This is a genomic window from Mesorhizobium loti R88b (assembly GCF_013170845.1).
GTDB classification, from domain to species: Bacteria; Pseudomonadota; Alphaproteobacteria; order Rhizobiales; family Rhizobiaceae; genus Mesorhizobium; species Mesorhizobium loti_B.
Genome location: NZ_CP033367.1, coordinates 3,502,950 through 3,526,804, shown reverse-complemented (window position 1 = coordinate 3,526,804; position 23,855 = coordinate 3,502,950). Strand labels below are relative to the sequence as shown.

Below are 23,855 nucleotides of genomic sequence, written 5' to 3'. Positions count from 1 at the left end.
ACTCTTTGTTTTGCCGCAATTCCCAGGGGAAAGCGCTATGCGCTTTTCCCGCGAAAACCGCTTCACACTTTTCCTGGAATTGCTCTAGCCAGCAGCCGGGTCGCGTCCGCAACGACATCGGCAACGGGACGCGTCGCGTCGATCGTCAGGGCCTGCTCATCCGTCCCCGGCAGTTCCAGAATGGCAAACTGGCTGTCGACCAGGCTGGCCGGCATGAAATGCCCCTTGCGGCTGGCGACCCGCTGCCTTGCCGTCGCCGGATCGATCTCAAGGTAAAGGAAGACGATCTCGGGGCAAAAACGTCGCAGGCGCTCGCGATAGCTGCGCTTCAGCGCCGAGCAGGCAGCGACCACGCCTTGCCCTTTGCCAACCGATGCCGCGATGCGCTCGCCGATGGCATCGAGCCAGCCCTCGCGCAACTGGTCAGTGAGCGGCTCGCCGCTTGCCATGCGAGCGACATTTTCGGGTGGATGCAGTCTGTCGCCTTCGATGAAGACGGCGCCGAGCGCGGCTGCCAGCGCGATGCCGACCGCCGATTTGCCGCAGCCGGCGACGCCCATCACCACGATGGCCGGAGGCACTGAACCGGGAGCGCTCGTTGGCGCCTGCGCTGCTTCCTCGTCCACGACTAGAGCATGGTGCCGAAAAGTGCGAAGCGGTTTTCGGACGACATCATGCTCTATCTCCTTGATTTAGAGGCGGATTCAGATTTCAGGTCGATTCGACCTGAAATCTGAATCTAGCGGCTTGCCGGCGCGCGGCCGTAGAGCAACAGCATGGCGACGATGACGACGCCATAAATGATCTGCCGCCCCGCCTCCGGCATCTGCATGACCGACAGGATGGATTGCAGGAGTGTGATCAGGATGACGCCGGCGACGGTGCCGAGATAGGAACCGCGCCCGCCGAGGATCGAGGTGCCGCCGAGCACCACCGCGGCGATTGACGGCAAGAGATAGGCGTCGCCCATCGACTGCGCCGCCTTGGAGGCATAGCCGGCCAGAAGCACGCCGCCGAAAGCGGAGAGCCCGCCGGAGACGGCAAACGCGATCATCACCACGCGCCTTGTGTCGATGCCTGAGAGATAGGCAGCACGCTCGCGGTTGCCGATGCCATAGACGGTGCGGCCAAAGCCGGTGCGGGTCAGCACGAACACCATCGCCGCACCGATGACAGCCCAGATGATGACCGCGTTGGGCACGCCCGGAATTGTAAAACCCGTCGCGAGGTAGCGCATTGCGCGGGTTGCCGAATCCTGGGGTGAGAAGCCGCCGGTGTAGACGACCATCAGCCCTTGCGCGACGGCGTTGGTGGCCAGCGTGATGATCATCGAGGGAATGCGCAGATAGGCGACGCCGATGCCGTTGACGACGCCGATCAGGACGCCGCAGAAGATGCCGAACGGAATGGCTAGAGCCACGCCGACCGGACCGTAGGCAGCCGCAGCGCAAGCCATCATTGCGCCGGCCGCCACCGACCACGGCACAGACAAGTCGATCTGACCGAGCAGCACGACCAGCATCATGCCGGTGGCGATGACGCCGAGGAACGAGGCGACCTTGAGCTGCTGCAGCAGATATTCAGGTGACAGGAAGCTTCTGGAATAGAGGCTGCCGAGGAACAGCAGCAGCACGATGCAGGCGAACGCCGTCAGGACCGCGGGATCGGCGCGGCGGATGAATTTCGGCATGCGGCCGGCAATGCCGCCGTCGCTCTTCCCAACCATCGGCGTCGTTTCGCTCACAGGAACCACTCCAGCCGATTGCGGACCCGAAACAGGGCGAAGGCGCCGAGGCTGACGGCGATCAGCAGGATAACGCCCTGGAACAGCGGCTGCCAGAGCGGATCGAAATCGAACACGAACAACAAATCGCCGATTGTGCGGAAGGCAAGCGCACCGAAGATGGCGCCGATGGCACTGCCCTTGCCGCCGAACAGCGAGACGCCGCCCAGCACCACGGCGGCGATCGAGAACAGCGTATAGGCGTTGCCACTGGCATAGGCCGCGTCGCCCGTATAGGTGAAGAAGGTGAGGAACAGCCCGCCGATCGCGGCCAGCAGCCCGGCCAGTGTGTAGGCGGCGAACTTGCCGCGCCTTATCGGCACGCCGGACATGTAGGCCGCCGTCTCCGACGATCCCGCCGCGTAGGCTGCCCGGCCAAGCACCGAGCGGCTGAACGGCACCCAGATCACCAGCACGATGGCGAGCAGCACGACGAGGCTCGCAGGCACCACATCGAAGACGCGGCCGGTCAGCGCATCGGCCAGGTCCTCATTGACCGAACCGCCAGGGAATGGCCGCAGCAAAAGGCCGATGCCGTAATAGATGGCCCCCGTGGCGATGGTGGCGACGATCGGCTGCAGCCGGCCGTAGATGACGATGGCGCCGTTGATGGCGCCGCAGAGAAGGCCGACCGCCAGCACGGCGATGACGCCGAGCGTCGTCTGCATCGGCGTGCCCACCACCAGCCAGGACGCCAGGCAGTTGGTGAGGAGAAAAATCATGCCGACGGACAGGTCGATGCCGGCGGTGATCACCACCAGTGTCTGCGCCATGGCGACGAAGGCGAGCAGCACGCCCTTGTTCGCCGCCGTCTGCACGACATTGGCGGTGAAGCCGGCCGGATGGTTCGATGTGTAGATGACGAACATGACGATGAAGATGCCGAGCGCCAGCAGCGTTCCGCGCTGCTCGGCCAGCCAATAGCGCCAATCTTTCACGCGCTTGCTCCCAGGCCCACCGGGCTCTCCTCGCCATGGATGTTGAGCGCGCTCGCTATCAGCGCCCGTTCGGTGATCTCGGCCCCGACCAGCTCGCGCTTGACGGCGCCGTCATAGAGCACCAGCACCCGGTCGCAGCAGCCGATCAGTTCGTCATAGTCGGTCGAGTAGAACAGGATCGCCGCCCCGGCATCCGCCAACTTGCGCATCAGCTGGTAGAGCTCTTGCTTGGTGCCGACATCGATGCCGCGCGTCGGATCGTTGAGCAGGATGATGCGCGGCTGGCGCATCAGCCATTTGGCGATGACCACCTTTTGCTGGTTGCCGCCAGACAGCGCGCCGACCGGAATGTCGAGGCCCGCCGTCTTGATGGCCAGCAGGCCGACCATATCGTCGATCAGCCGCTGTTCGGCGGCGCGGTCGATGATGCCGCCCCTGGACAGCCGGTCGAGCGCGGCGAAGGACAGGTTTTCGCGCACCGTCATCGGCAGCATCAACCCTTCGGTCTTGCGGTCCTCCGGGATCAGCGCCATGCCGATACCATCCTGCCGCGCCTTGGCCGGACTGCCGATCGTCACCGGCTTGCCGTCGATCAGCACCTCGCCGGAAAGACCGCGCAGCACGCCGAAGAAAGCGAGCAGCAATTCGCGCTGGCCCTGGCCGTCGAGACCGCCGAGACCGACCACTTCGCCTGCCCTGATCGTCAGCGAGATATTGTCCAGCCGATCGGTCCACGAGAGCTTACGGGCTTCAAGCCTGGGTGCGGCTGTAGCTGGCACGGTCGCCGGCTTTGGCGGGAAGATATGACTGTATTCGCGGCCGATCATCAGTTCGACCACCTCATTGTCGCTCTTCGAGCCGGCCTTGTAGCTGGCGACGTTGCGACCGTTGCGGAACACCGTGCACTGATCGGCGAGTTCGGCGATCTCGTTCATGCGGTGCGAGATGTAGAGCAGCGCCAGTCCTTCGCTGCGCAACCGCTTCAGCACGCCAAAAATGTTCGAGACATCCGCCGCGGTGAGCGCGGATGTCGCCTCGTCGAGGATCAGGATGCGCGGCTTCCTGGCCAGCGCCTTGGCGATCTCGACCATCTGCCGGCGCGACAAGGGCAAGTCCTTGACCAATGCCAGCGGGTGGATATCGGCAGCTCCCGCGCGCGCCAATGCCTCCTCGGCGATGCGGCGCTGCGCCTTGCGGTCGATCATGCCGAAGCGTTTGGGCGGGTCTGATATGACGATGTTGTCGGCGACGCCGAGTTCGGGAACAAGCGACAGTTCCTGGAAGATGCAGACGATGCCTGCCTTGTTGGCGGCAGCCGGCGAAGCGAAGGTCACCTCACGGCCATCCAGCATCATGCGGCCTTCGTCGGCCGCGACGACGCCCGCCATCACCTTGATCAGCGTCGATTTGCCGGCGCCGTTTTCGCCAAGGATGGCGTGGATGCTGCCGGACGTGACGACAAGCTCCGCCTTTTCCAGCGCTCGCACACCGCCATAGCGTTTGGATATGCCTTCCATCTGGAAGAGCGGAACCGCACCGTCCATCGGCCCTCCCGAGGCACTTTGACGACCAAGGATATCGAGTGGTCGGCGCCGCAGGAGATCCTGCGGCGCCGGGTGTACAGCCTACTGGTCAGCCTTGGTCTGACCCATGATTTCCTGCGCAGTAAAATTAATGCCGCAGGTCGGGAAGGAATTACCGACGAAGAAATTGTCGGACTGGTCGGGGAAGAAATCCTGACCGGCCTTGAAGTTGGGATCCTCGACGATCGCCAGCGGCAGCTTGACCGACTGCGGGACGACATTGCCTTCAAGCGCTGCGATCGCGGTCTTGATGGCAACCGCCACCTGCGCCGGGCCGGTACCGGCTGACGAACATTTCAACCCGTCGGCCGCGTGGGCCGCGCAGAACTTGCGGAAGCCGTTCTCGGTCTCGCCGCCGAACGGCACGAACGGATGCTTGGCATCGATCATCGCCTGCACGATGCCGGTGTCGCCGCCCTGTCCCGTGACGCCGTCGAAGGGGCCGTTGGTGGCGATCGCATCGGCCGAAGCCTTTTGCGCGACGCCGTCATCCCACTTGCCGACGACCTCGGTGACCGCCCATTTCTTGCCGGAGGCGTCGAGAACCTCGTGGATGCCATTGTGGCGGTCAGTGTCGACCGACGTTCCGGCAACGCCGCGCACTTCGAGCACCTTGCCGCCATTCGGCACATGGGTGACGAGCCACTTGCCCCACAGTTCGCCAAGGCCTTTCTGGTCGACGTTGACGTTGATGGCGTCTTTGGTGTCGAGGATATTGTCGAAGGCAACCAGCACGACGCCGGCTTCCTTGGCACGCTTGATAACGGGCCCGAATGCGGTCGGGTTCTGCGCGTTGACGACGATGGCGTCATAGCCGGAATCGATGAAGTTGTTGATCGCCGAAATCTGCGCCGGCACGTCTTCGCCGGTCGAGACGACCTTGAATTCCTTCAGCTTCGCGGCGACGTCCTTCTGCGCGGCATAGGCCTTCGCGGTCTGCACCATCTGGATGCGCCAGGTGTTGGCGATATAGCCGTTGGCGAGCGCAATGCGGTATGGGCCGGCCTTCTTGGGGAACTTGAAGAACAGCGTGTCCGCGGCCCAGGGTGAGAAGCAATCCGGCTCGGCAGCCGGGCCCTTGACGATTTCAGGGCCTGCGGCAATCGCAGACGAGCTCAACATGACGAATGCAGTGGCGGCAACGATGCCACCAACAAGTGACTTGATCATCGATAATCCTCCCGATTGCAGTTCTGATTTGTCTGTTCAGTTTTATGGAATTTTCGCGCTTCCGGCTGGCCCCTCCGCCTTGCCCAGTCACGCCTACCAGGTGCCGAAGGCCTCCGCGATCCCTCCCCCTGCCGCCCCCCTTCAGCGGGGTGAAATCTATCATATTATACATAATAAACAAGCATGAGCTGTTGCTTATGTATAATAAACAGGCTCAGCATCTAAGTGGTTATACCCGCTCGATAAAAATGGTAGCGCTACCATGACGTTGTGTAAAGCGCCATTTGCGGGCGGTCTCGAAAGCGTGTTCAGCGTGCGGTGCTCTCGCGGCGTTTGAGCTCGAAGCCGAGGTCGACGATCCGCTCCTGCGGCCTGTCGCCAGAGATTGCCGCCAGTGCCATGGCGACGGCGCGCCTGCCGATTTCGTAGCGGTAGGTGCGGATGCTGGTGATCGAGGGAAAGGCCACCTGCATCATGTCGAGATCGTTGAAGCCGACGATGCCGATCGTCTTCGGCACGTCGATCGAGGCCCGATGGCACTCGAACAGCACGCCGAGCGCGATGTCGTCATTGTTGCAGAACACGCCGTCGAGTGTCGGCATCTTGGCCAGCGCATCGCGGAAGAGTTCGCGCCCGAGCGACACACTGGACAGCACCGGCGTGGTGGTGACCAGGCGCGGGTCGAAGAGGCCGGCTTTTTCCATCGCCGCGCGGTAACCGGCCAGGCGCCGCTGCGAACGCGGGTCCATGCGCGCGCCGATGAAGCCGATGCGCCGATATCCCGCCTCGATCAGATGTTCGGTCGCCGCCCTGCCGCCGTCGAGATGCGAGAAGCCGACCATCATGTCGACGGGTTCGGGTCCGGTCTCCATGACCTGCACCACCGGGCAGCCGGCATTTTCCAGCAGTTTTCGCGAGGTCGGCGTCTGGTCGATGCCGGCCACGATCAGTGCCGCCGGCCGCTGCGAGCCGAACACCTGCAAAAGCCGCTCTTCCTCCAGTCCCGAATAGTGCGTGTTGCCGAGCTGGATGCGGAACGGACTGTCGGACAGGCTGTCATAGATGCCGCGCACCACTTCGGCGAAGACGTTGTTGGTGAGCGACGGCACCAGCACGCCGAACACTTCGGCCCGCGCCGAGGCCAGCGCCCGCGCATTGGGGTCCGGCACATAGCCAAGCTCGTCGATGGCGGCCTGGATCTGTCGGCGCAATTCCTCGGAGACACGCTCCGGCTCGCGCAGCGCACGCGACACGGTGATGGCGCCGACGCCGGCCTTGCGCGCGACATCCGATATGGTCGGGCGGCCGCCGCCCCGGCGCGAGCGCGGCTTGATCAAAGCCACCGCTCGCAGCCGCCGAAGCGCGCCCGCAATACATTCATCCCAGCTGTCGCCATCTCACCGGCCCGTTGCCGCACCCCTCGGCCTCTGGCGTCGCGCAGTTGCGTGTCCGTTGTCAAGCGGAGGATGTCCAGGAGCCGTGCCCGCCCCTTGCCTCAGGCGGCCATGACGGCCCTGTTCCTTGCCTTCCACATGAACAGCCCGATGGCCAGTATGTTCAGCAGATTCCACGCGATGCCGTTGAGAAATGCCGCAGCGTAGGAACCGGTCAGGTCGTAGATCCAGCCTGACATCCAGCCGCCGATCGCCATGCCGAAGATGGTCGCCATCATGACGATGCCGATACGCTGCCCGGCCTCCTTGGCGGGCAGGTATTCGCGCACGATGATCGCGTAGCAAGGCACGATGCCGCCCTGCGACAGGCCGAACACAAGCGACACGACATAGAGCGAGGCAAGACCGTCGAACGGGATGTAAAACAGCAGCGACAGGCATTGCAGCACGGAACCGATGATCAAGGTTTTCGCCCCGCCGATGCGGTCGGCGATAAAACCCGAAGCAAGCCGGCTGACGACGCCCGCCGCCATCATGATCGACAGCATGTCGGCGCCATGTGCGATGCCGTAGCCTAGATCCATGCAATAGGCGACGATGTGCACCTGGGGCATCGACATAGCCACGCAGCAGCCGAGACCGGCGACGACCAGCAGCCCCTGCAACGCCGCTGGCGACATCGGAATCGGTTGCACCGGCCGGCTTCCCGGCGAGCCTGCGGCGGCCGCGTCCGGAGCCCCGCGCCGCAGCAGCAGCACCAGCGGCACCATGGTGACCAGGCAGAAGATGCCGATGGCCGCATAGGTGAAGCGCCAGCCTTCCGCCTTGATCAGCGTCGGCATGATGGTTGGCCAGAGCGCTCCGGCGAGGTAGTTGCCGGCCGCCGCCGCCGTGACGGCGACGCCGCGCCGGCGGTTGAACCAGTGCGAGATGTCGGCGATCAGCGGTCCGAAGATCACCGACGTGCCGACACCGATCAGCACGCCTTGCGCAAGGGTGAATTGCAGAATCGAGGTCGACAGCGCCGCGAGCAGGAGGCCGGCGGAGAGCGCGACGGAAGAGATCAGCGCCGGGATCCAATAGCCTATACGATCGATGGCACGGCCGACCAGCACGTTGCCGGCGGCAAAGCCCACCATGGTCGCGGTGTAGGGCATGGACGCCGCGGCGCGGTCGACGCCGAATTCGGCCTGCACGGCGGGCAGCACGACGACGACGGCCCACATGCCGACCGCGCCGATTGTCGCCAGCACCATCGAGATGGCCAGCCGCGTCCAGGCGTAGGAGCTGTCGATGCCGGGGCTTGGCCGGCTCAGATCGGTTCGGGTCAAAGGCGTTTCCTGTCGGCGGTCTCGAAAATCGGCCGTCGTTTGCACCAGTATCGGTGCATTCTCAGCCCGCAGCAACCGCGCCGGCAAGAAGCTTCCCGCCGCGCGCAAAAAGGTGCTTGAGGCAGCCAAGGACGAACTGCGAGTGGCTTTCGGCCGCGACAAGGAAAACTAACCCGCCTAACGCGACTTGATGACGTGGTCGGTGTTGGCCAGGAGCTTGCGCACAGCCGCCCGCGCCGCGTCGGGCCGCTGCAGGCGGATGTTCTTCTCGATCGCCTCATGCAGCTTCTGCGCATGGTTGAGATCGTCGACCGCCCGCGTCGTATAGGCGAACAGATGATCGAAGGCGGATTCGATCAGCACACCGAGCGGCACGAGCAGGTCGTTGCCCGAGGCACGCAGGATGGCCAGATGAAAGCGCGTGTCGGCGCGGGTGCGCTCCTGCAGGCTGGTCGCCGCCCCCATCTCGCGGCAGGCCTGGCTGATCTCGGCCATCTGCTCTTCGGTGCGCCGCATGGCGGCAAAGGCAGTCGCCTCAGGCTCGATGATGTGGCGGAATTCCTGCACCGTCTTCAGGAACACCTCGCGGTCGGGCGAGGTCGCGTACCAGGCGAGCACATCGCGATCGAGCAGGTTCCAGCGCTCCTTCGGCTCGACCCAGCTGCCGATCTTGGGGCGTGACGCGAGCAGGCTCTTGGCCATCAGCATTTTGATCGCCTCGCGCACCGCCGAGCGGCTGACGCTGAAGGTCTCCGACCATTTCGCTTCATTGGGCAGGATGGTGCCGGGCGGATAGTCGCCGCGCACGATCCGCAGGCCAATTTCACTGGCCAGCGAGCCGTGCACGCTGGCGCCCGGAATGCGCGCCGCGTCGGGCCGGCGAACACCGGCCGGCCGCTCGGCGGCTGCCGGCTTTTTCGGCGATTTTTCCTTGTTCGGCTTCGCGTCCCGCATACACTTCAGAAAGGCCGGTTTACGGAAGCTGTCAAGCGCGGCAAGCGGGTTCATCCCCAAAGGGGTCCGCTGTGCACAGATCAGGCCGCTGTCCAGCGCCCACCGGTCCTACTTCACATATTTGCGCCAGTTGTGCTCCGGGCGGAAACCCAGCATGTCGCGCGCCTTGCGGTTCGACAGCAGCGTCTCGAATTCGCCAAGTTCAGCCTTGACCGGCACGTTGGGATAAAACCGCTTCAGGAGTTCAGCCGTCGGCAGGTCGGACGAGGTGTCGTCATTGGCGGCGTTGAAGACCTGATAGCCGAGGCCATCCTTTTCGATGGCGCGCAGCGTGATCTGGCCGAGGTCGCGCGCGTCGACATAGCTCCAGGCGATCCGCTTGCGGAAACCCGGATCGGCGAACCATTTCGGGAACAGCGAATATTCATGCGGCTCGATGACATTGCCGATGCGCAAGGCGTAGATGTCGGTGCCATTGCGCTGCGCGAAGGCACGAGCCGTCTTCTCGTTGACGATCTTCGACAGCGCATAACTGTCCATCGGATCGACGTCATACTCCTCGTCGAGCGGGAAATATTTGGGATCGCGCGGCTCGTTGGCGAACACCAGGCCGTAGGTCGTCTCACTGGAGGCGACGATCACCTTGCGGATGCCGAGCTTCACCGCCGCCTCGATAACATTGTAGGTGCCCATCGCATTGATGCGGAACACCTCATTGTCGGGCGTGATCATGATGCGCGGGATGGCGGCGAAATGCACAACCGCATCGACCGGCTGCGGGCGCAGCGACGGGTCGAATTCGTGCAGGCCCATGTAGCTCGACAACGCGTTGAACACCTGCCCGCTGTCGGTGATGTCGGTGATCAGCGTGCGCACCTTGGGATTGTCGAGCGGCTTGGTGTCGATGTTGAGCACCTGATGGCCTTGTTCGACAAGGTATTGCACGACATGACGCCCAGCCTTGCCGCTGCCGCCGGTGAACATGATCCGCTTCGTCATTCTGGTCTCCATGACAGGCTCTGGAATTGACGTGTATTGTCAGACAATATTGCGTTCTGCAACCACATATGGCTAAAACGGCTACATCATTATCGATAATCCGGGATAGGACCGACGTCATGAGCACCACCACCGCGCGCGAAAATATCGGCTTCATCGGCCTAGGCCTGATGGGGCACGGCATCGCCAAGAACATCGTCGACAGGGGCTATCCCCTGACATTCCTTGGCCGCAAGAACCGCAAGCCGGCGGAGGACCTGCTGGGCCGTGGCGCCAAGGAAGCAGCGACCTCCCGCGATGTGGCGGCGGCATCCGACATCGTCTTCATCTGCGTCACCGGTTCGCGCGAGGTGGAAGCCATCATCCGCGGCCCCGGCGGCCTCAAGGAAGGCTTGAAGAAGGGCTCGGTTGTCGTCGACTGTTCGACCTCCGACCCGGTCTCGACCGTGGCCCTTGCAGCCGAGCTCAAGGCGTTGGGCATCGACTATGTCGATGCGCCGCTGAGCCGCACGCCGAAGGAGGCCTGGGAAGGCACGCTCGACGCCATGGTCGGCGCGCCCGACGCACTCTTTGCCAGGGTCAAGCCGGTGATCGAAACCTGGGCGGGGCGCATCGTCCATATCGGCGACACCGGCGACGGCCACCGCATGAAGCTGCTCAACAATTTCATCTCCCTGGGCTATGCCGCCCTCTATTCCGAGGCGCTGGCCCTGGCGGAAAAGGTCGGTATCTCACCGCCGCGTTTCGACAGCGTCATCCGCAACGGTCGCATGGATTGCGGCTTCTACCAGACCTTCATGCGCTGGACGCTGGAAGGCGACCGCGACGCCCACAAATTCACCATCGCCAACGCCTTCAAGGACCTGACCTATCTGGAGTCCATGGCCGGTGCCGCCGGCATCGCCAACCCGCTCGGCAATGCCACCAAGAACTCCTTCGCTGGCGCCCATGCCACCGGCCCCGCCGAACAGTTCGTGCCGATGCTGGCAACGCATATCGCCAAAGTGAACGGCGTCGACCTGATGCCGATGAAGGATGGCAAGAAGCAGACGATTTGAAGTGAGAAGTGGTCCGCGCAGCAGACGAAAAGCCAATTGCTTGGCTTTTCGAACTTCGAAGGCCCTGAGCCTGCGAAGGGCCGGCGCAAGCCAGCGTCACCGCCGCCGGCTTCCGATCCCTTCATCCGTGTCGGCGAGCAGCTTGTGCACGGCGTTGCGAGCCGCAGCGGGCCGCTGGAGGCGAATGGCCTTCTCGATCGCCTCGTGCAGCATCTGCGCCCGCCGCTGATCGCCGACCTGGCGCGTCGTGAAGACGAAGAGATGGTCGAGTGCGGACTCGATCAGCACACCGAGCGGCACCAGAAGGTCGTTGCCCGAGGCCCGCAGGATGGCGAGGTGAAAGCGCGTGTCGGCGCGGATGCGTTCCGGCAGGTTTGCCGCCTCGCCCATCTCGCGGCAGGCCAGGCTGATCTCGGCCATTTGCTCGTCGCTGCGCCGCATGGCGGCGAAGGCGGACGCTTCCGGTTCGATGATGTGGCGGAACTCCTGCACGGTGCGCAGGAACGCTTCGCGGTCGGGTGCGGTCGCGTACCAGGCAAGCACGTCGCGGTCGAGCAGGTTCCAGCGCTCCCTCGGTTCGACCCAGCTGCCGATCTTGGGACGTGATGCCAAAAGGCTCTTGGCCATCAGCATCTTGATCGCTTCGCGCACCGCCGAGCGGCTGACATTGAAGGTTTCGGCCCATTTGGCCTCGTTGGGCAGGATGCTGCCGGGCGGATAATCGCCGCGCACGATCCGCAGACCAATCTCGCTGGCGAGCGAGGCGTGAACGCTCGATCCAGGAAAGTGCGCCGCATCCGCCCTGCGCACGACCACCGGATCGCGGTTGGCTTGCGCCTTGGCCCGGTTGGTTCTTTTCTTTGACGTCTCGTCCGGCATCCACGTTCCAATGCGTCGGCCGTCTGTCGTCCGGAAGGATCCGAACCCGCTCGGCGCGCCGATCCTGTTGCCGAAAATCCAAACCATGGACGCGTCAAAGCCGGAGCCTCTGGCCCCCGCCACAGCGTCTCATTGAGGAATTGACGGGGCGCCCGGCTGCCGGGCGCCCCGTCATCTTAAAACTACTTCTGGATGCAGGTGTCGACCGTGTCCTTGGTGCATTCATCAAGGCCGGTGAACACCGGATCGGCGACCTTGGTGCCCTTGATGAGATCGATCATCACCGAAGGCGCCTTGTAGCCCATTTCGAACGGCCGCTGGCCGACGAGAGCGGTCACAAGCCCATCCCGGGCGATCGCCACTTCGTCGCCGATCGTGTCGGCGGCGCCAATGACGAAGTCGTTCTTGGCCAGACGGTCCTTTAGCGGTCCGATCAGGTCGCGATAGGGCTGCGGCGCGCCGAACAGCGGCCAGCCGCCCATGATGCCGAAGGCATCGAGCTTCGGGTTGGCGGCGAGGATGTCGGTCATCGCCTGCACGCCCTTGGCGCCATCGTCATTGGTGAACACCGGGCAGCCGGCGACTTCGGTCCAGCCGCCTTCGCCGGCAAGTGCCGCGAGGCCTTCCTTGCCCGACAGCGCGTCACGCATGCCTTGCGCGCGGCGCAGGATGTTGTCAGCCGCAGGATTGCCTTCGATGGTGCAGATCGTACCGCCGTTCGGCTTGCCCTTCTTGATGTACTCGCCAATCTTCTTGCCCATCAGATAGTTGTCGGTGCCGAGATAGGTCTTGCGAAGGGCTGCATCCTCCTTGGCGAGGTCGGCGTCGATGGTCATGATCGGGATCGTCGGATTGGCGGTCTTGATCGTCTGCGCGATCAGCGGCGCATTGGACGGCGAAATCGCCATCGCTACCGTATCGGCCTTGCTCAGCATATCCTGGACGATCTGCGCCTCGCCGGCCTCGTCGGAAGTCGATGCCGGTCCGGTGTAGAAGCATTCATATTCCGAGCTGGCGTTTTCCTTGTTCCACTTCTCACAACCCTGGTGGATGGCTTCGAAGAATGGATTGTCGAGACCTTTCACCACGATGACGAGTTGCTTCTTGGCCAAAGCCGGCCCGGCGCCCAGCGCCATGGCGGCGACGGCGGCAAGCAAAACTGTTTTCCTCATATCAGTCCTCCCTTGGAAACAGACGGACACGGCGTGTCCGCCACACAGACCAACCCGGAAGCGATGACAGAGGATCGTTATGCGAGCGCTCGTATCATCAAGCCAGGCCGATAAGCATTTTTCAGTTCGGTCAGCCAGATCCAGAGTGGGCTGGCAAGGACCGACAATTTCCACCAGACCTCGCGCGGCAAACCGCCAACAGGGTCGGTAGAGTACTCCTCCAGCACTCAGCTAATAACGGCGCGAAGCCAACGTCAATGCCATTTGTCCTACAAAACAGATTTTTCGAAATGGCAGAACCCGCGTCGCGGAAGTCGTCGACCTTATTTCTCCGACAATTGCCGGTTCTTATTCGTCTGACAATTGACGCCCGCGCGGGCATTTGCGTAGATGCGCGTCAGCGCTGCTTCCGGGAGGAGCTGGAAGAGCGCCGCGAAAGCCGCGCCCGGTCGACCGGGAAAGCAGGCAGGCATAGGGAGGCAACAGGCTGGTGGCGGTTCTCGAACTCACGAATATTTCGAAGCATTTCGGCGCCATCCAGGCGGTCAACGACGTGTCGCTGTCGATCGAGCCCGGCCAGGTCGTCGGCCTGATGGGCGACAACGGCGCCGGCAAGTCGACGCTGGTCAAGATGATCGCCGGCAATTTCCGGCCGAGCCACGGCTCGATGCGCATGGACGACAAGGAACTGATCCTGCACAAGCCGGTCGAGGCGCGCCAGCACGGCATCGAGATCGTCCACCAGGACCTCGCGCTCTGCAACAATCTGACCGCGGCGGCGAACGTCTATCTCGGCCGCGAGTTGCGGCGCGGCATCGGTCCGTTCCGCATTCTCGACTATGCCGCGATGTACAAGCGCGCCGGCCAAATCTTCGCCGAGCTGAAGTCCGAGACCCGGCCGCGCGACCTCGTCAAGCAGATGTCCGGCGGCCAGCGCCAGGCGGTGGCGATCGCCCGCACCAGGTTGTCGCAGGCCAAGATCGTGCTGATGGACGAGCCGACCGCGGCAATTTCCGTCAGGCAGGTGGCCGAGGTCCTGAACCTGATCCGCCGGCTGCGCGACCAGGGTATATCAGTCGTGCTGATCAGCCACCGCATGCCCGACGTCTTCGACGTCGCCGACCGCGTCATCGTCATGCGGCGCGGTCGCAAGGTGGCCGACAAGACGATCGCGTCGAGCTCGCCCGAGGAAGTCACAGGGCTGATCACCGGCGCCATCGAACAGGTCTGATTTTCAAGCGTTTTCTCTATGGGGTAAAGGTCGACGATGGCACTGACAATTGACCAGCCGATCGTGCAAAAGCAGCAATCCTTGCTGACAAGGATGTTCGCCAGCCAGACCTTCTGGGTGGTGATAGCCGTGATCCTCGCCTGCCTGTTCCTGTCGTTTGCCACCGACGCCTTCGCCACCTCGAAGAACCTCTACAACATCACCCGTAATGTCACCTTCGTCGCTATCATCGCGCTCGGCATGACGTTCGTCATCATCACCGGCGGCATCGACCTGTCGGTTGGTTCTGTGCTGTGCCTGTCGTCAATGGTGCTGGCCGTCACCATGCATGCCGGCTACTCGATCGAAATCGGCATCCTGGCCTCGATCGCCACCGCGCTTGCCATCGGCGCCTTCAACGGCATCCTGATCGCCTATATCGGATTTCCACCCTTTGTGGTCACACTTGGCATGCTGTCCATCGCCCGCAGCCTGGCCATGGTTGCCTCCAACAACACCGTCGTCTTCCAGTTCGGGCCCGACCACGCCAAGCTGCTGGCACTCGGCGGTGGGGCCTGGGTGTTCGGCATTGCCAATCCGGTGCTCTACACCATCGTTCTGGCGCTGATCACCGGCTTCGTGCTGCGCTGGACAAAATTTGGCCGCCACATTTTCGCCATTGGCGGCAACGAGCACGCGGCAACGCTGACCGGCGTCCCGGTGAAGCCGATCAAGGTCGCGGTCTACATGATTTCGGCGCTGGCGGCCGGCATTGCCGGCATCATCCAGACCGGTTGGCTGGGTGCGGTCACCACCAATCTCGGCACCGGCATGGAGCTGCAGGTCATTGCCGCCACCGTCATTGGCGGCGCCAATCTGGCCGGCGGTGTCGGCACCGCCTTTGGCGCCATTGTCGGTGCTGCCCTCATCGAGGTGATCCGCAACAGCCTTGGCCTGCTCGGCATCAACGCCTTCTGGCAAGGCGTGTTCATCGGCGGCGCCATCCTGCTGGCAGTGCTGTTCGACCGCATCCGCAACTTCAGGCGCAGCGACTGACGTATCCATGCAGGAATCAAAGCGTTATTCACTTTGGTTCCTATCGCTCAGTCTGAAAATCCGGCCGTACGCCACGTCAGGCAAGCCGGCCGGGGGACCCGCACCTTGACGTGTGCCCGAACTCAGCCGCACAATCTCCTTGCAGGCGAAGGGAGGCCGGTCGTCTGCGGGAGGATATGCCCATGACGGACGCGATCAGGCTCTACTGGGGCCGGTTCGGACATGTTTCTGTCCTGAATGTCGCAAGCGACTTCGTCACCCATGCCCATGTCGAGGCACATCTGATCATCTGGCTCGAAGGCACCGCCGGCGAGATGACCATCGGCCGCGAAACGGTTAAGCTTGGACCACACACCGCCGCCGGCATCAATTCCTTCCAGCCGCACAGGCACGTCCTGTCGCAGAACGGCAGGTCGGGCCTGTTCCTCGCCTTCTATATCGACCCGGACTGGGCGCGGCGGCGACGCGACCTGCCCTCTTCCGCGCCGCTGTTTTCGCAGGCGGCGATCACGCTGGAGCCCTGGCTGCACCAGGCCGCCGCCAGCCTGCTCGACCATCTGACCGACAATGAAAGCGTCGACGACATCGCCAACTACGAGATCGAGCGCTTCATCGACTCAGTGCTTGACGCCGCCGACGCGTCGGCGCCGCACGAGGCGCGCACCCGCATCAACACCATGCAGGATTTCCGCGTCCGCAAGGCGATCCAGCTGATGCGGGCCAATGTCTGCGAGCGCATCTCCTTCGACGATGTGGCGCGCAGCGTCGGCCTGTCGCGGCCGCATTTCTTCGCTTTGTTCAAGGAACAGACCAATCTGACGCCCAACGTCTACTGGAACACGCTGCGTATGGAAGAAGCGGTACGGCAGCTGCAGTGGTCGCAGGAGCCGCTGATCTCGGTCGCCTGCAATCTCGGCTTCACCACCCAAGGCAATTTCTCGCGCTTCTTCCGCGACCATGTCGGCGTGCCACCGACGCTTTACCGTGAGGCGGCGCGGGCAACGGCCTGAACCGCCAGTCCTTTTTCAGACTGCTTGATACGCGCTCAAGACGCATTGATAAGCGCCGCCGCCATCACCGCCCTACCCTTGCCGCAACGATTATTCGCGAGGGACACCGATATGGCCAAAGTCACCATCTCCAGCGTCATCGACGCGCCGGTCGAAAAGGTCTGGTCGCGCATACGCGATTTCAACGGCCTGCCGGGCTGGCATCCGCGCATGGTCGAGAGCCATATCGAGGACGGCAAGGACGCCTCAACGATCGGCTGCGTGCGCAATTTCGAGCTCGCCAGCGGTGCGCGCATCCGTGAAAAGCTGCTCGACTTCTCCGATGAGAACTTCCTCGTCAGCTATTCCATCCTGGAAACGCCGCAGCCGCTCACCAACCACAAGGCAACGCTGCAATTGCGCCGTGTCACCGATGGCGATCGTACCTATGCCGAATGGACCGCCAGCTTCGATGCGCCCCCCGAAGAAGCCGACAAGATCGCCGCGGGCATGGGCGCCAACGTCTTCCAGGGCGGCTTCAATGCGCTGAAAAGCCATTTTGCCAGCCGGAGCTGAAGGAGCGGGCCATGGCGCTGGCACTCCAGACTTTTGCAACGGTTAAGGACGCGAACGTGGCGCTGAAGTCGGCCGGCACCCGCTATCTCGGCGGCGGCACGCTCGTGGTCCGCGCGGCGAATGAAGGCGATGTTTCGGTTTCCGGCCTTGTCAGGTCGACCGACCCGGCTTTGTCGGCCATCGTGGTCTCCGGCGGCAAGATCCGCATCGGTGCCTCGGTGACGATGGCGGCCATCGCCCGCCATCCGGATCTTGGCGCGCTCGCCAAGGCCTCCCGCGCCGTCGGCGGCCCGGCGATCCGCAACATGGCGACGATCGGCGGCAATCTGTTCGCGCCGGCGCCCTATGGCGACTTCGCCGTTGCCTTGCTGGCGCTCGACGCCATGGTCAGCACCGATGATGGCGAATTGCCTATCGAGACGTTTCTGGCTGGGCGGAACGACAGCTGTGCCATCGTCACGTCAGTCAGCTTCACGTTGCCGAAGGCCGACAGCTTCCGCTTCCTGAAAGTGTCGCGGGTCAAGCCCAAGGGCGTCTCGGTGCTCAGCATCGCCGCCGTTCTGGAACAGGCTGCCGACGGCACCGTGTCTTCGTCGCGCATCGCGCTTGGCTGCATGGCCGACCGGCCGATGCGCGCCAGGGCGGCGGAAAAAGCGCTCGCGGGAAAGGCGCTCGACCAGGACGGCATCGCGGCAGCGCTGGCCGCAGTCACTGAAGGCACCGCGCCGATCACCGATCCGATCGCCAGCGCCTGGTATCGCGCTGAAGTCCTGCCGGTCCATCTCGGCCGGCTGCTGCTGACCTGAAATCACCCGTTGGGGGGCGCGCGCCTGTCCGATCCGTCGGGCAGGCGCGCAAGGAGGAAACATGGCGAAGGTCCCGGTCCAGTTCACGCTCAACGGCTCCGAAAAAGCCGAATTCATTGATGGCGGCACGACGCTGCTCAACACGTTGCGCGACAAGATCGGTGACACCTCGCCGAAAGGCGGCTGCCACCAGGGAACCTGCGGCGCCTGCTCGGTCATCATCGACGGAGAGCTTCGGCTGTCCTGCCTGACACTGGCTGAAGCTTGCAACGGGACAACAATCACCACGACGTCGGGACTATCGGAAAGTGGCGTCTTGCATCCGCTGCAGCGCGCCTTCCTCGACACCTTTGCCACGCAATGCGGTTTCTGCACGCCGGGCATGATCATGGCCGCTAAGGTGCTGCTCGACCACACGCCCAACCCAAGCCGCGACGAAGTGGTCGAGGCGCTGTCGGGCAACATATGCCGCTGCACCGGCTACGAGCCGATCATCCAGGCGGTGCTCACGGCCGCTCGCGCCAATTCGCAAAACGCGGCCTGAGGACCAGAAGAATGGAACTGCGCAAGAGCTATTTCGCCGATGTCCGCAAGGACGATCTGCACGAGATAGGCCAGCCCCGTCCGCGTTCGGACTCACCCGGCCATGTCACCGGCAAGACAGCCTATTTCGCCGACCGCAACTTTCCCGGCATGCTGCATTTGAAGATGGTGCGCAGCCCACATCACCATGCGCGCATCCGCTCGATCGACACCTCGGAAGCCGAAAAACATCCGGGCGTGGTCAAGGTGCTGACCGCCAAGGACGTGCCGCACAACGTCTACACCATCCTGATCCTGATCCAGGTCGGACCGGAGGACGAGACGGTGCTGGCCGACGGCAAGGTGCGCTGGAAGGGCGAGGCCGTGGTGGCGGTGCTGGCCGAAACCGAGCGCGCTGCCCAGGAAGCCGCCGCCAAGGTCAAGGTCGACTACGAGGTGCTGCCGGCCGTCTTCGACATGGAGGAAGCGCTGAAGCCCGGCGCGCCTTTGGTCAACGAATATCATGGCCAGAACTATTATCTCTATGACAGCGGCGAATGCCGCAAGGTGCGTTTTGGTGATGTCGAGGCGGGCTTTGCCGGCGCCGACCACATATTGGAGCAGAGCTACCAGTCCTCGCCGATCGAGCATGCGCCGACCGAGACCACCGGTTGCGTGGTGATGCCCGAGGGCAATGACCGCTTCACCTGCTACACCAACACGCAGGCGATGTTCTTCACCCTGGACAACACCTCGATCATCTTGCAGATGCCCGGCAGCAAATTGCACTTCGTCGGCGGCACCGTCGGTGGCGGTTTTGGCGGCAAGGTCGACGTCATCGTCGAGCCGATCGCTATCCTCGGCGCCAAACTCACCGGCAGGCCGGTATCCTTCATCTACAGCCGTGAGGAGGAGATGCAGATCTCCTCGCCGCGCGCGGCCGAAAAGGTCGTTATCAAGGATGGCGTCATGAAGGACGGCCGCATCGTCGCGCGGAAAGTCACCGGCTATACCGATGCCGGCGCCTATTCGCGGCATTCGCCCTATGGCGCGCAGAAGGGTGCCGGCCACTACCCCGGCCCCTACACCATCCCCAATGTCTGGATCGACACCTATTGCGTCTACACCAACCGCACGCCGTCATCGGCCATGCGCGGCTTCGGCGTCACAATCGGCGACTTCGCGCTGGAGGTGCAGATGGACAAGCTGGCGCGGCTGATCGGCATGGACCCGCTCGAATTCCGCTTCATCAACGCCTATCGCGACGGCGACATGAAGGCGCATCGCCAGCCGACCGAGGGCGCGGCCCTGATCGAATGCATGCAGGAAGCCTCGCGTGCCGCCAACTGGCCTGTGGCGGAAAAATACATGGCGATGTCCTCCTACAAGAACGGAGCTTGAGATGGCGATCCGGCGTGGACGCGGCGTTGCCGCGATCAACTATCCCACGGGCATGAACCTCGGCGGCGACCCGACGCAAGCGCTGGTGCATTCGACGCCGACCGGCAATTTCATGGTGACGCTGTCGTCGGTCGATCTCGGCCAGGGCATGAAGCAGATCATGGCGCAGATCTGCGCCGAAACCATCGGCGTGCCGACCGACCGCGTCGTCGTCGACACCGCCGACACCGACACCGGCCCACACTGCATGGGCACCTTCGCCTCGCGCGGCACGCACCGCGCCGGCAATGCCGTCATCCAGGCCGCCAAGGAAGCCCGCCAGGTGATGCTGGAAGTGGCGGCCGAGGAGCTGGAAGTGAACGCCTCCGACCTCGATACCGACGGCCAGGGCAACATCCTGGTCAAGGGCGCGCCGCAGAAGTCGATCTCGATCTTCGACGTCGCACTGTCGGCGCATTTCAAGCGTGGCCGCTCGATCTCGGGGCGCGGCATGTTCCTGATCCCGCGCTCCTATCCGGAGAAAGAGACCGGCGCGATGAAGCCGTCGACCTGCTACGCGCATGCCTGCACGGTGGCCGAAGTCGAGGTCGATGACGAGACCGGCGAGGTCACCGTGCTGACGGTGAAGAACGTCTTCGAGATCGGCCGCGCGCTGAACCCGAAAATGGTCGAGCAGCAACTGGTCGGCGGCTCCTGGATGGGCATCAGCCACGCGCTCTACGAAACGACCGAGCCCTATTATCCCAACCGCGATCATGGCGGCACCGACTTCAACCAATATCTCATGCCAGGCCCCGGCGATCTCGCCGAGACCGAGATCATCGTGCTGGAGCGGCCTTCCGCCGACGGACCCTACGGCGCCAAGGGGCCAGGCGAAATGTGTGCCAACCCGCAAATCCCCGCCGTCGCCAATGCCGTCTTCGACGCCGTCGGCGTGCGCATCGACACGTTGCCGATCACGCCGGAGCGCATCTTGCGCGCGCTCAAGGCGCAAGCGACGAACTGAGGATCGAAATGAACGGGACAAGCGCTGAGACGGTCGCGACCTCGCCGGAGGCGGTGGCGCAGCATCTCGCCGCCTCGCGCTATCTGGCTGATGACAGCCTGGCGACAGCCATCTTCCTGGCCATCCGGCTGGGCAAGCCGCTTCTGCTCGAAGGCGCGCCCGGCGTCGGCAAGACGGAAGCGGCGAAGGCAATCGCCGAATTTCTCGGCCGCGATCTGGTGCGGCTGCAATGCTACGAAGGCATCGATGCAGCACACGCGCTCTACGAGTGGAACTACCAGCGCCAGCTGCTCGCCATCCGCCATGCCGGCGATCATGAGATCGACATTTATGACGACCGTTTTCTCATTGCCCGGCCGTTGCTGCAGGTGTTGCGGGCGCCCGAGCAGCGCGTGCTGCTGGTCGACGAGATCGACCGTTCCGACCATGAATTCGAGGCGCTGCTGCTCGAATTCCTCTCCGACTTCCAGATCAGTATTCCCGAGCGCGGCACAATCCGCGCTGCCGCCCAGCCGATCGTCATCCTGACCTCGAACCGCACCCGCGAACTCGCCGAGGCGCTGCGACGGCGCTGCGTCTACCACTGGATCGGCTATCCTGATGCCGAGCGCGAGGCCGCCATCATCATGCTGCGCGCCGGCGATGTGGCCGGGGCCACCGCGCGCGCTGTCGCCACAGCGGTGCAAACCATCCGCGCTCGACCACTGGCCAAGCCGCCCGGCATCGCCGAGGCGGTCGAATGGGCCAACGCCGCCACCATCCTCGAAAAAGGCGGCAGCCCTTGGCCGGAAGCCTTCCGCCGCGCCATTGGTGTGCTGATCAAGGACGAGGAAGATTTGTCCTACATCGCGCCGGAGCTTGGCCGGATTGTCGAGGAGGCGATGGGGTGATGCGGGACGTCGACAATCCCTTCTCCCCGTCCACGGGGAGAAGGTGCCCCGAAGGGGCGGATGAGGGGCATCGCCAGCGGAGACTGGAAAGCTTCCCCCGCGCCGCGGCCCCCCTGCTCGGCTTTGCCCGCCTGCTGCGCCGCTACGGCCTCGCCGTCGCACCCGAGCAAATCTCCAACTTCATGCAGGCCGTGACACTGCTCGGCCCCCGCTCGATGGCCGACATCCGCGAGGCCGCCCTTGCCACGCTAGCACCACCGCCCGACCGCCGCGACGAATTCGAAGCGCATTTCCAGAGCCATTTCTACGACAACACTTCAGCCGTGGTCGAAGGCGATGCCGACGAGGAAACCCGCATCAAGGACGATGGCGGCGCCGATGACGAGCGGACCGAGACCGAGCAAAGCCAGGAAGGCGGCGAGCTATCCTCCGCTCTGGAGCAATTGAGCACCCGCGATTTCCAGCGCGACGACGACAGGCTGACCGCCTTCCGCCGCAAACTCTCCGCCGCCCTGCCCGCCCGCCGCTCCTTCCGCACCGTGCGCACCCCTTCGCGCGGCAAGCTCGACCTGCGCCGGTCGCTCCGGGAAATCGTCAGCGCCGATGGCGATGTGCCCTCGCCGCTGCTGCGCCGCCGCCAGAGCGTGCCGCGCAAGCTGCTGCTGCTGATCGATGTCTCCGGCTCGATGAAACTGCACACGGCGGACTACCTCAAGCTAGCGCATGCCGCCGTGCAAGGCGCCGACCGCGCCGAGATCTTCACGTTCGGCACGCGGCTGACCCGCATCACCACGGCATTGCGCATTCGCGACCGCGATCAGGCGCTGGCACGCGCGGCCGCCCAGGTCGACGACTGGGACGGCGGCACCCGCATGGGACCGACATTACTGGCCTTTCTCTCGGTGCCGCGCTTCTCGTCCTTCGCGCGCGGCGCCGCGATCGTCATCCTCTCCGACGCGCTGGAGCGTGGCGGCCATGGCGAGTTGGAGACGGCGATGCGAAGGCTGAGCGCGCGCGCCTTCCGGCTGTCGCTGGCGACTCCCTTGGCCAGCGACCCGCGCTTCCGGCCGGCCACGGCGGCGCTTCGCGCCATCCTGCCTGACCTCGACGACCTCATCGACGGCTCGTCGGTAAAAAGCCTCACCGATTTCATCCTGTCGCTTGCCCGCCCTGCCCCGGCGGCATCGACAATCTGGAAAAGGGTATCGTGATGCAGAAAGCCATCGACGCGCATTTCCACATCTGGCGCCAGAAGGATCAGCCCTGGCTGGTCGGCCCGATGGTGCCGCGCATCTTCGGCCCCTACGAACCGATCCGCCGCGACTATCCGATCGGGGAATTCCTTGAAGATCAGAAAGGCTCGGCCGTCGAAAAGGCGGTCTATGTCCAGACCAACTGGGCCAAGGAGGATTTCGAGAAGGAAGTCGCCTTCCTGCAGAAGACCGCTGATGAAACCGGCTGGCCGCACGCCATCGTCGGCTATGCCGACATGACGGTCGACGATGTCAGGCCGCAGATCGACCGGCTGACGAAATACAAGCTGTTGCGCGGCGTGCGCATGCAACTCCACTGGCACGAAACGCCGGCCTTCCGCTTCGCCGCCTCTGCCGATCAGGTCATCGATCCGAAAGTGCGAGCCAACGTGGCGAGGCTGAAGGATTACGGACTATCGTTCGACCTGCAGCTCTTCCCTGCCCAGATGAAGGACGGACTGACGCTGGTCGGCGAAAACCCGCAAACCAATTTCATCCTCACCCATGCCGGCATGCTGACCGGTATGGAGCCGGAAACCACAGAGGCCTGGAAAGCCGGCCTGCGCACGCTGTCGGCAGCACCCAATTTCTACGCAAAGCTGTCCGGTCTCGGCACCTTCGTCCATCGCAACGATCCGGCCCTGATCGCCTACATCATCGACAACGCGATCGATATCCTGGGCGCGGACCATCTGATGTTCGGCTCGAACTTCCCGATCGAGAAGCTCTGGACCAGCCACGTCGAGCTCATCAGGGCGCACCGCAATGCGGTGGCGAAGCACGGCACGACGGCCGAGGCCGATATCTTCTGGAACACGGCGGAGAAGGTTTACAGGCCCTTCTGATACAGAGCAGCCGCCGCGCTGGCGCGGCGGCTGCTCTGGA

At 63.9% G+C, this 23,855-nt stretch carries 24 protein-coding genes; 13 read left to right on the top strand and 11 right to left on the bottom strand.

Annotation, left to right across the window (positions count from 1 at the left end):
* Positions 1–62 precede the first annotated feature (62 nt).
* The 7 genes from EB235_RS17290 to EB235_RS17260 all read right to left on the bottom strand — a co-directional run bounded on the left by EB235_RS17290 (position 63) and on the right by EB235_RS17260 (position 8,199).
* Positions 63–626 carry a gluconokinase gene (locus tag EB235_RS17290; RefSeq protein WP_032925432.1) on the bottom strand — a complete coding sequence of 188 codons (564 nt, stop codon included), beginning with the start codon at positions 624–626 and terminating at the stop codon, positions 63–65.
* Between the two features lie 113 nt (positions 627–739).
* Complete coding sequence (locus EB235_RS17285; protein ID WP_155256506.1) at positions 740–1,726, bottom strand: ABC transporter permease; 987 nt, start codon at positions 1,724–1,726, stop codon at positions 740–742.
* Between the two features lie 14 nt (positions 1,727–1,740).
* Positions 1,741–2,721, bottom strand: coding sequence for an ABC transporter permease (locus EB235_RS17280; RefSeq protein ID WP_027029813.1), 981 nt, complete (start codon positions 2,719–2,721; stop codon positions 1,741–1,743).
* Positions 2,718–4,265 carry a sugar ABC transporter ATP-binding protein gene (locus EB235_RS17275; RefSeq protein ID WP_027029814.1) on the bottom strand — a complete coding sequence of 516 codons (1,548 nt, stop codon included), beginning with the start codon at positions 4,263–4,265 and terminating at the stop codon, positions 2,718–2,720. The genes EB235_RS17280 and EB235_RS17275 overlap by 4 nt, the downstream gene beginning before the upstream one ends.
* A gap of 81 nt (positions 4,266–4,346) precedes the next feature.
* Positions 4,347–5,474 carry a sugar ABC transporter substrate-binding protein gene (locus EB235_RS17270; RefSeq protein ID WP_027029815.1) on the bottom strand — a complete coding sequence of 376 codons (1,128 nt, stop codon included), beginning with the start codon at positions 5,472–5,474 and terminating at the stop codon, positions 4,347–4,349.
* A 308-nt stretch (positions 5,475–5,782) separates the two neighbouring features.
* Positions 5,783–6,811, bottom strand: a complete 1,029-nt coding sequence (locus tag EB235_RS17265) for a LacI family DNA-binding transcriptional regulator (protein WP_027029816.1) — start codon at positions 6,809–6,811, stop codon at positions 5,783–5,785.
* A gap of 158 nt (positions 6,812–6,969) precedes the next feature.
* Positions 6,970–8,199, bottom strand: a complete 1,230-nt coding sequence (locus EB235_RS17260; protein WP_027029817.1) for an MFS transporter — start codon at positions 8,197–8,199, stop codon at positions 6,970–6,972.
* Here EB235_RS17260 and EB235_RS35285 point away from each other — a divergent pair.
* On the top strand, positions 8,162–8,371 hold the full coding sequence (locus EB235_RS35285; RefSeq protein WP_032925433.1) for a DUF3175 domain-containing protein: 210 nt from the start codon (positions 8,162–8,164) through the stop codon (positions 8,369–8,371). The genes EB235_RS17260 and EB235_RS35285 overlap by 38 nt on opposite strands.
* Before the next feature lie 5 nt (positions 8,372–8,376).
* Here the strand turns inward: EB235_RS35285 and EB235_RS17250 are convergent, their stop codons facing one another.
* Together EB235_RS17250 and EB235_RS17245 are read right to left on the bottom strand one after the other, a co-directional pair.
* Complete coding sequence (locus EB235_RS17250) at positions 8,377–9,153, bottom strand: FadR/GntR family transcriptional regulator (protein WP_027029818.1); 777 nt, start codon at positions 9,151–9,153, stop codon at positions 8,377–8,379.
* Between the two features lie 108 nt (positions 9,154–9,261).
* The gene (locus EB235_RS17245) at positions 9,262–10,152 is read right to left on the bottom strand and encodes an NAD-dependent epimerase/dehydratase family protein (RefSeq protein WP_027029819.1); all 891 of its coding nucleotides are present in this window, start codon (positions 10,150–10,152) and stop codon (positions 9,262–9,264) included.
* A gap of 119 nt (positions 10,153–10,271) precedes the next feature.
* On the opposite strand from EB235_RS17245, the gene EB235_RS17240 reads away from it, so the two are divergent.
* Complete coding sequence (locus EB235_RS17240; protein ID WP_027029820.1) at positions 10,272–11,210, top strand: NAD(P)-dependent oxidoreductase; 939 nt, start codon at positions 10,272–10,274, stop codon at positions 11,208–11,210.
* Positions 11,211–11,306: 96 nt separating this feature from the next.
* Here EB235_RS17240 and EB235_RS17235 read toward each other — a convergent pair whose 3' ends face one another.
* Complete coding sequence (locus tag EB235_RS17235; protein ID WP_027029821.1) at positions 11,307–12,089, bottom strand: FadR/GntR family transcriptional regulator; 783 nt, start codon at positions 12,087–12,089, stop codon at positions 11,307–11,309.
* Between the two features lie 182 nt (positions 12,090–12,271).
* Positions 12,272–13,261: a sugar-binding protein gene (locus tag EB235_RS17230; RefSeq protein ID WP_027029822.1), complete on the bottom strand. Its 990-nt coding sequence runs from the start codon at positions 13,259–13,261 to the stop codon at positions 12,272–12,274.
* Between the two features lie 490 nt (positions 13,262–13,751).
* Between EB235_RS17230 and EB235_RS17225 the strand changes: the two genes are divergently transcribed.
* From EB235_RS17225 to EB235_RS17175, 11 genes are all read left to right on the top strand, one after another.
* Entirely contained in the window at positions 13,752–14,492 is a 741-nt protein-coding gene (locus tag EB235_RS17225) for an ATP-binding cassette domain-containing protein (RefSeq protein ID WP_027029823.1), read from the top strand.
* Between the two features lie 36 nt (positions 14,493–14,528).
* Positions 14,529–15,527 (top strand): ABC transporter permease, encoded by a 999-nt coding sequence (locus tag EB235_RS17220; RefSeq protein ID WP_027029824.1) that lies wholly within the window; start codon positions 14,529–14,531, stop codon positions 15,525–15,527.
* A gap of 182 nt (positions 15,528–15,709) precedes the next feature.
* Positions 15,710–16,537 (top strand): AraC family transcriptional regulator, encoded by an 828-nt coding sequence (locus EB235_RS17215; protein WP_027029825.1) that lies wholly within the window; start codon positions 15,710–15,712, stop codon positions 16,535–16,537.
* Positions 16,538–16,648: 111 nt separating this feature from the next.
* Complete coding sequence (locus EB235_RS17210; RefSeq protein WP_027029826.1) at positions 16,649–17,092, top strand: SRPBCC family protein; 444 nt, start codon at positions 16,649–16,651, stop codon at positions 17,090–17,092.
* Between the two features lie 11 nt (positions 17,093–17,103).
* The gene (locus EB235_RS17205; protein ID WP_027029827.1) at positions 17,104–17,898 is read left to right on the top strand and encodes an FAD binding domain-containing protein; all 795 of its coding nucleotides are present in this window, start codon (positions 17,104–17,106) and stop codon (positions 17,896–17,898) included.
* A 61-nt stretch (positions 17,899–17,959) separates the two neighbouring features.
* Positions 17,960–18,442 carry a (2Fe-2S)-binding protein gene (locus EB235_RS17200; RefSeq protein WP_027029828.1) on the top strand — a complete coding sequence of 161 codons (483 nt, stop codon included), beginning with the start codon at positions 17,960–17,962 and terminating at the stop codon, positions 18,440–18,442.
* Positions 18,443–18,453: 11 nt separating this feature from the next.
* Complete coding sequence (locus EB235_RS35110) at positions 18,454–19,821, top strand: xanthine dehydrogenase family protein molybdopterin-binding subunit (protein WP_027029829.1); 1,368 nt, start codon at positions 18,454–18,456, stop codon at positions 19,819–19,821.
* Position 19,822: 1 nt separating this feature from the next.
* Positions 19,823–20,827 carry a xanthine dehydrogenase family protein molybdopterin-binding subunit gene (locus EB235_RS35105; protein ID WP_027029830.1) on the top strand — a complete coding sequence of 335 codons (1,005 nt, stop codon included), beginning with the start codon at positions 19,823–19,825 and terminating at the stop codon, positions 20,825–20,827.
* Between the two features lie 8 nt (positions 20,828–20,835).
* Positions 20,836–21,717 (top strand): AAA family ATPase, encoded by an 882-nt coding sequence (locus EB235_RS17185; protein ID WP_027029831.1) that lies wholly within the window; start codon positions 20,836–20,838, stop codon positions 21,715–21,717.
* Positions 21,717–22,928 (top strand): vWA domain-containing protein, encoded by a 1,212-nt coding sequence (locus EB235_RS17180; protein WP_432431139.1) that lies wholly within the window; start codon positions 21,717–21,719, stop codon positions 22,926–22,928. The genes EB235_RS17185 and EB235_RS17180 overlap by 1 nt, the downstream gene beginning before the upstream one ends.
* Positions 22,928–23,815 carry an amidohydrolase family protein gene (locus EB235_RS17175; protein ID WP_027029833.1) on the top strand — a complete coding sequence of 296 codons (888 nt, stop codon included), beginning with the start codon at positions 22,928–22,930 and terminating at the stop codon, positions 23,813–23,815. The genes EB235_RS17180 and EB235_RS17175 overlap by 1 nt, the downstream gene beginning before the upstream one ends.
* Positions 23,816–23,855 lie beyond the last annotated feature (40 nt).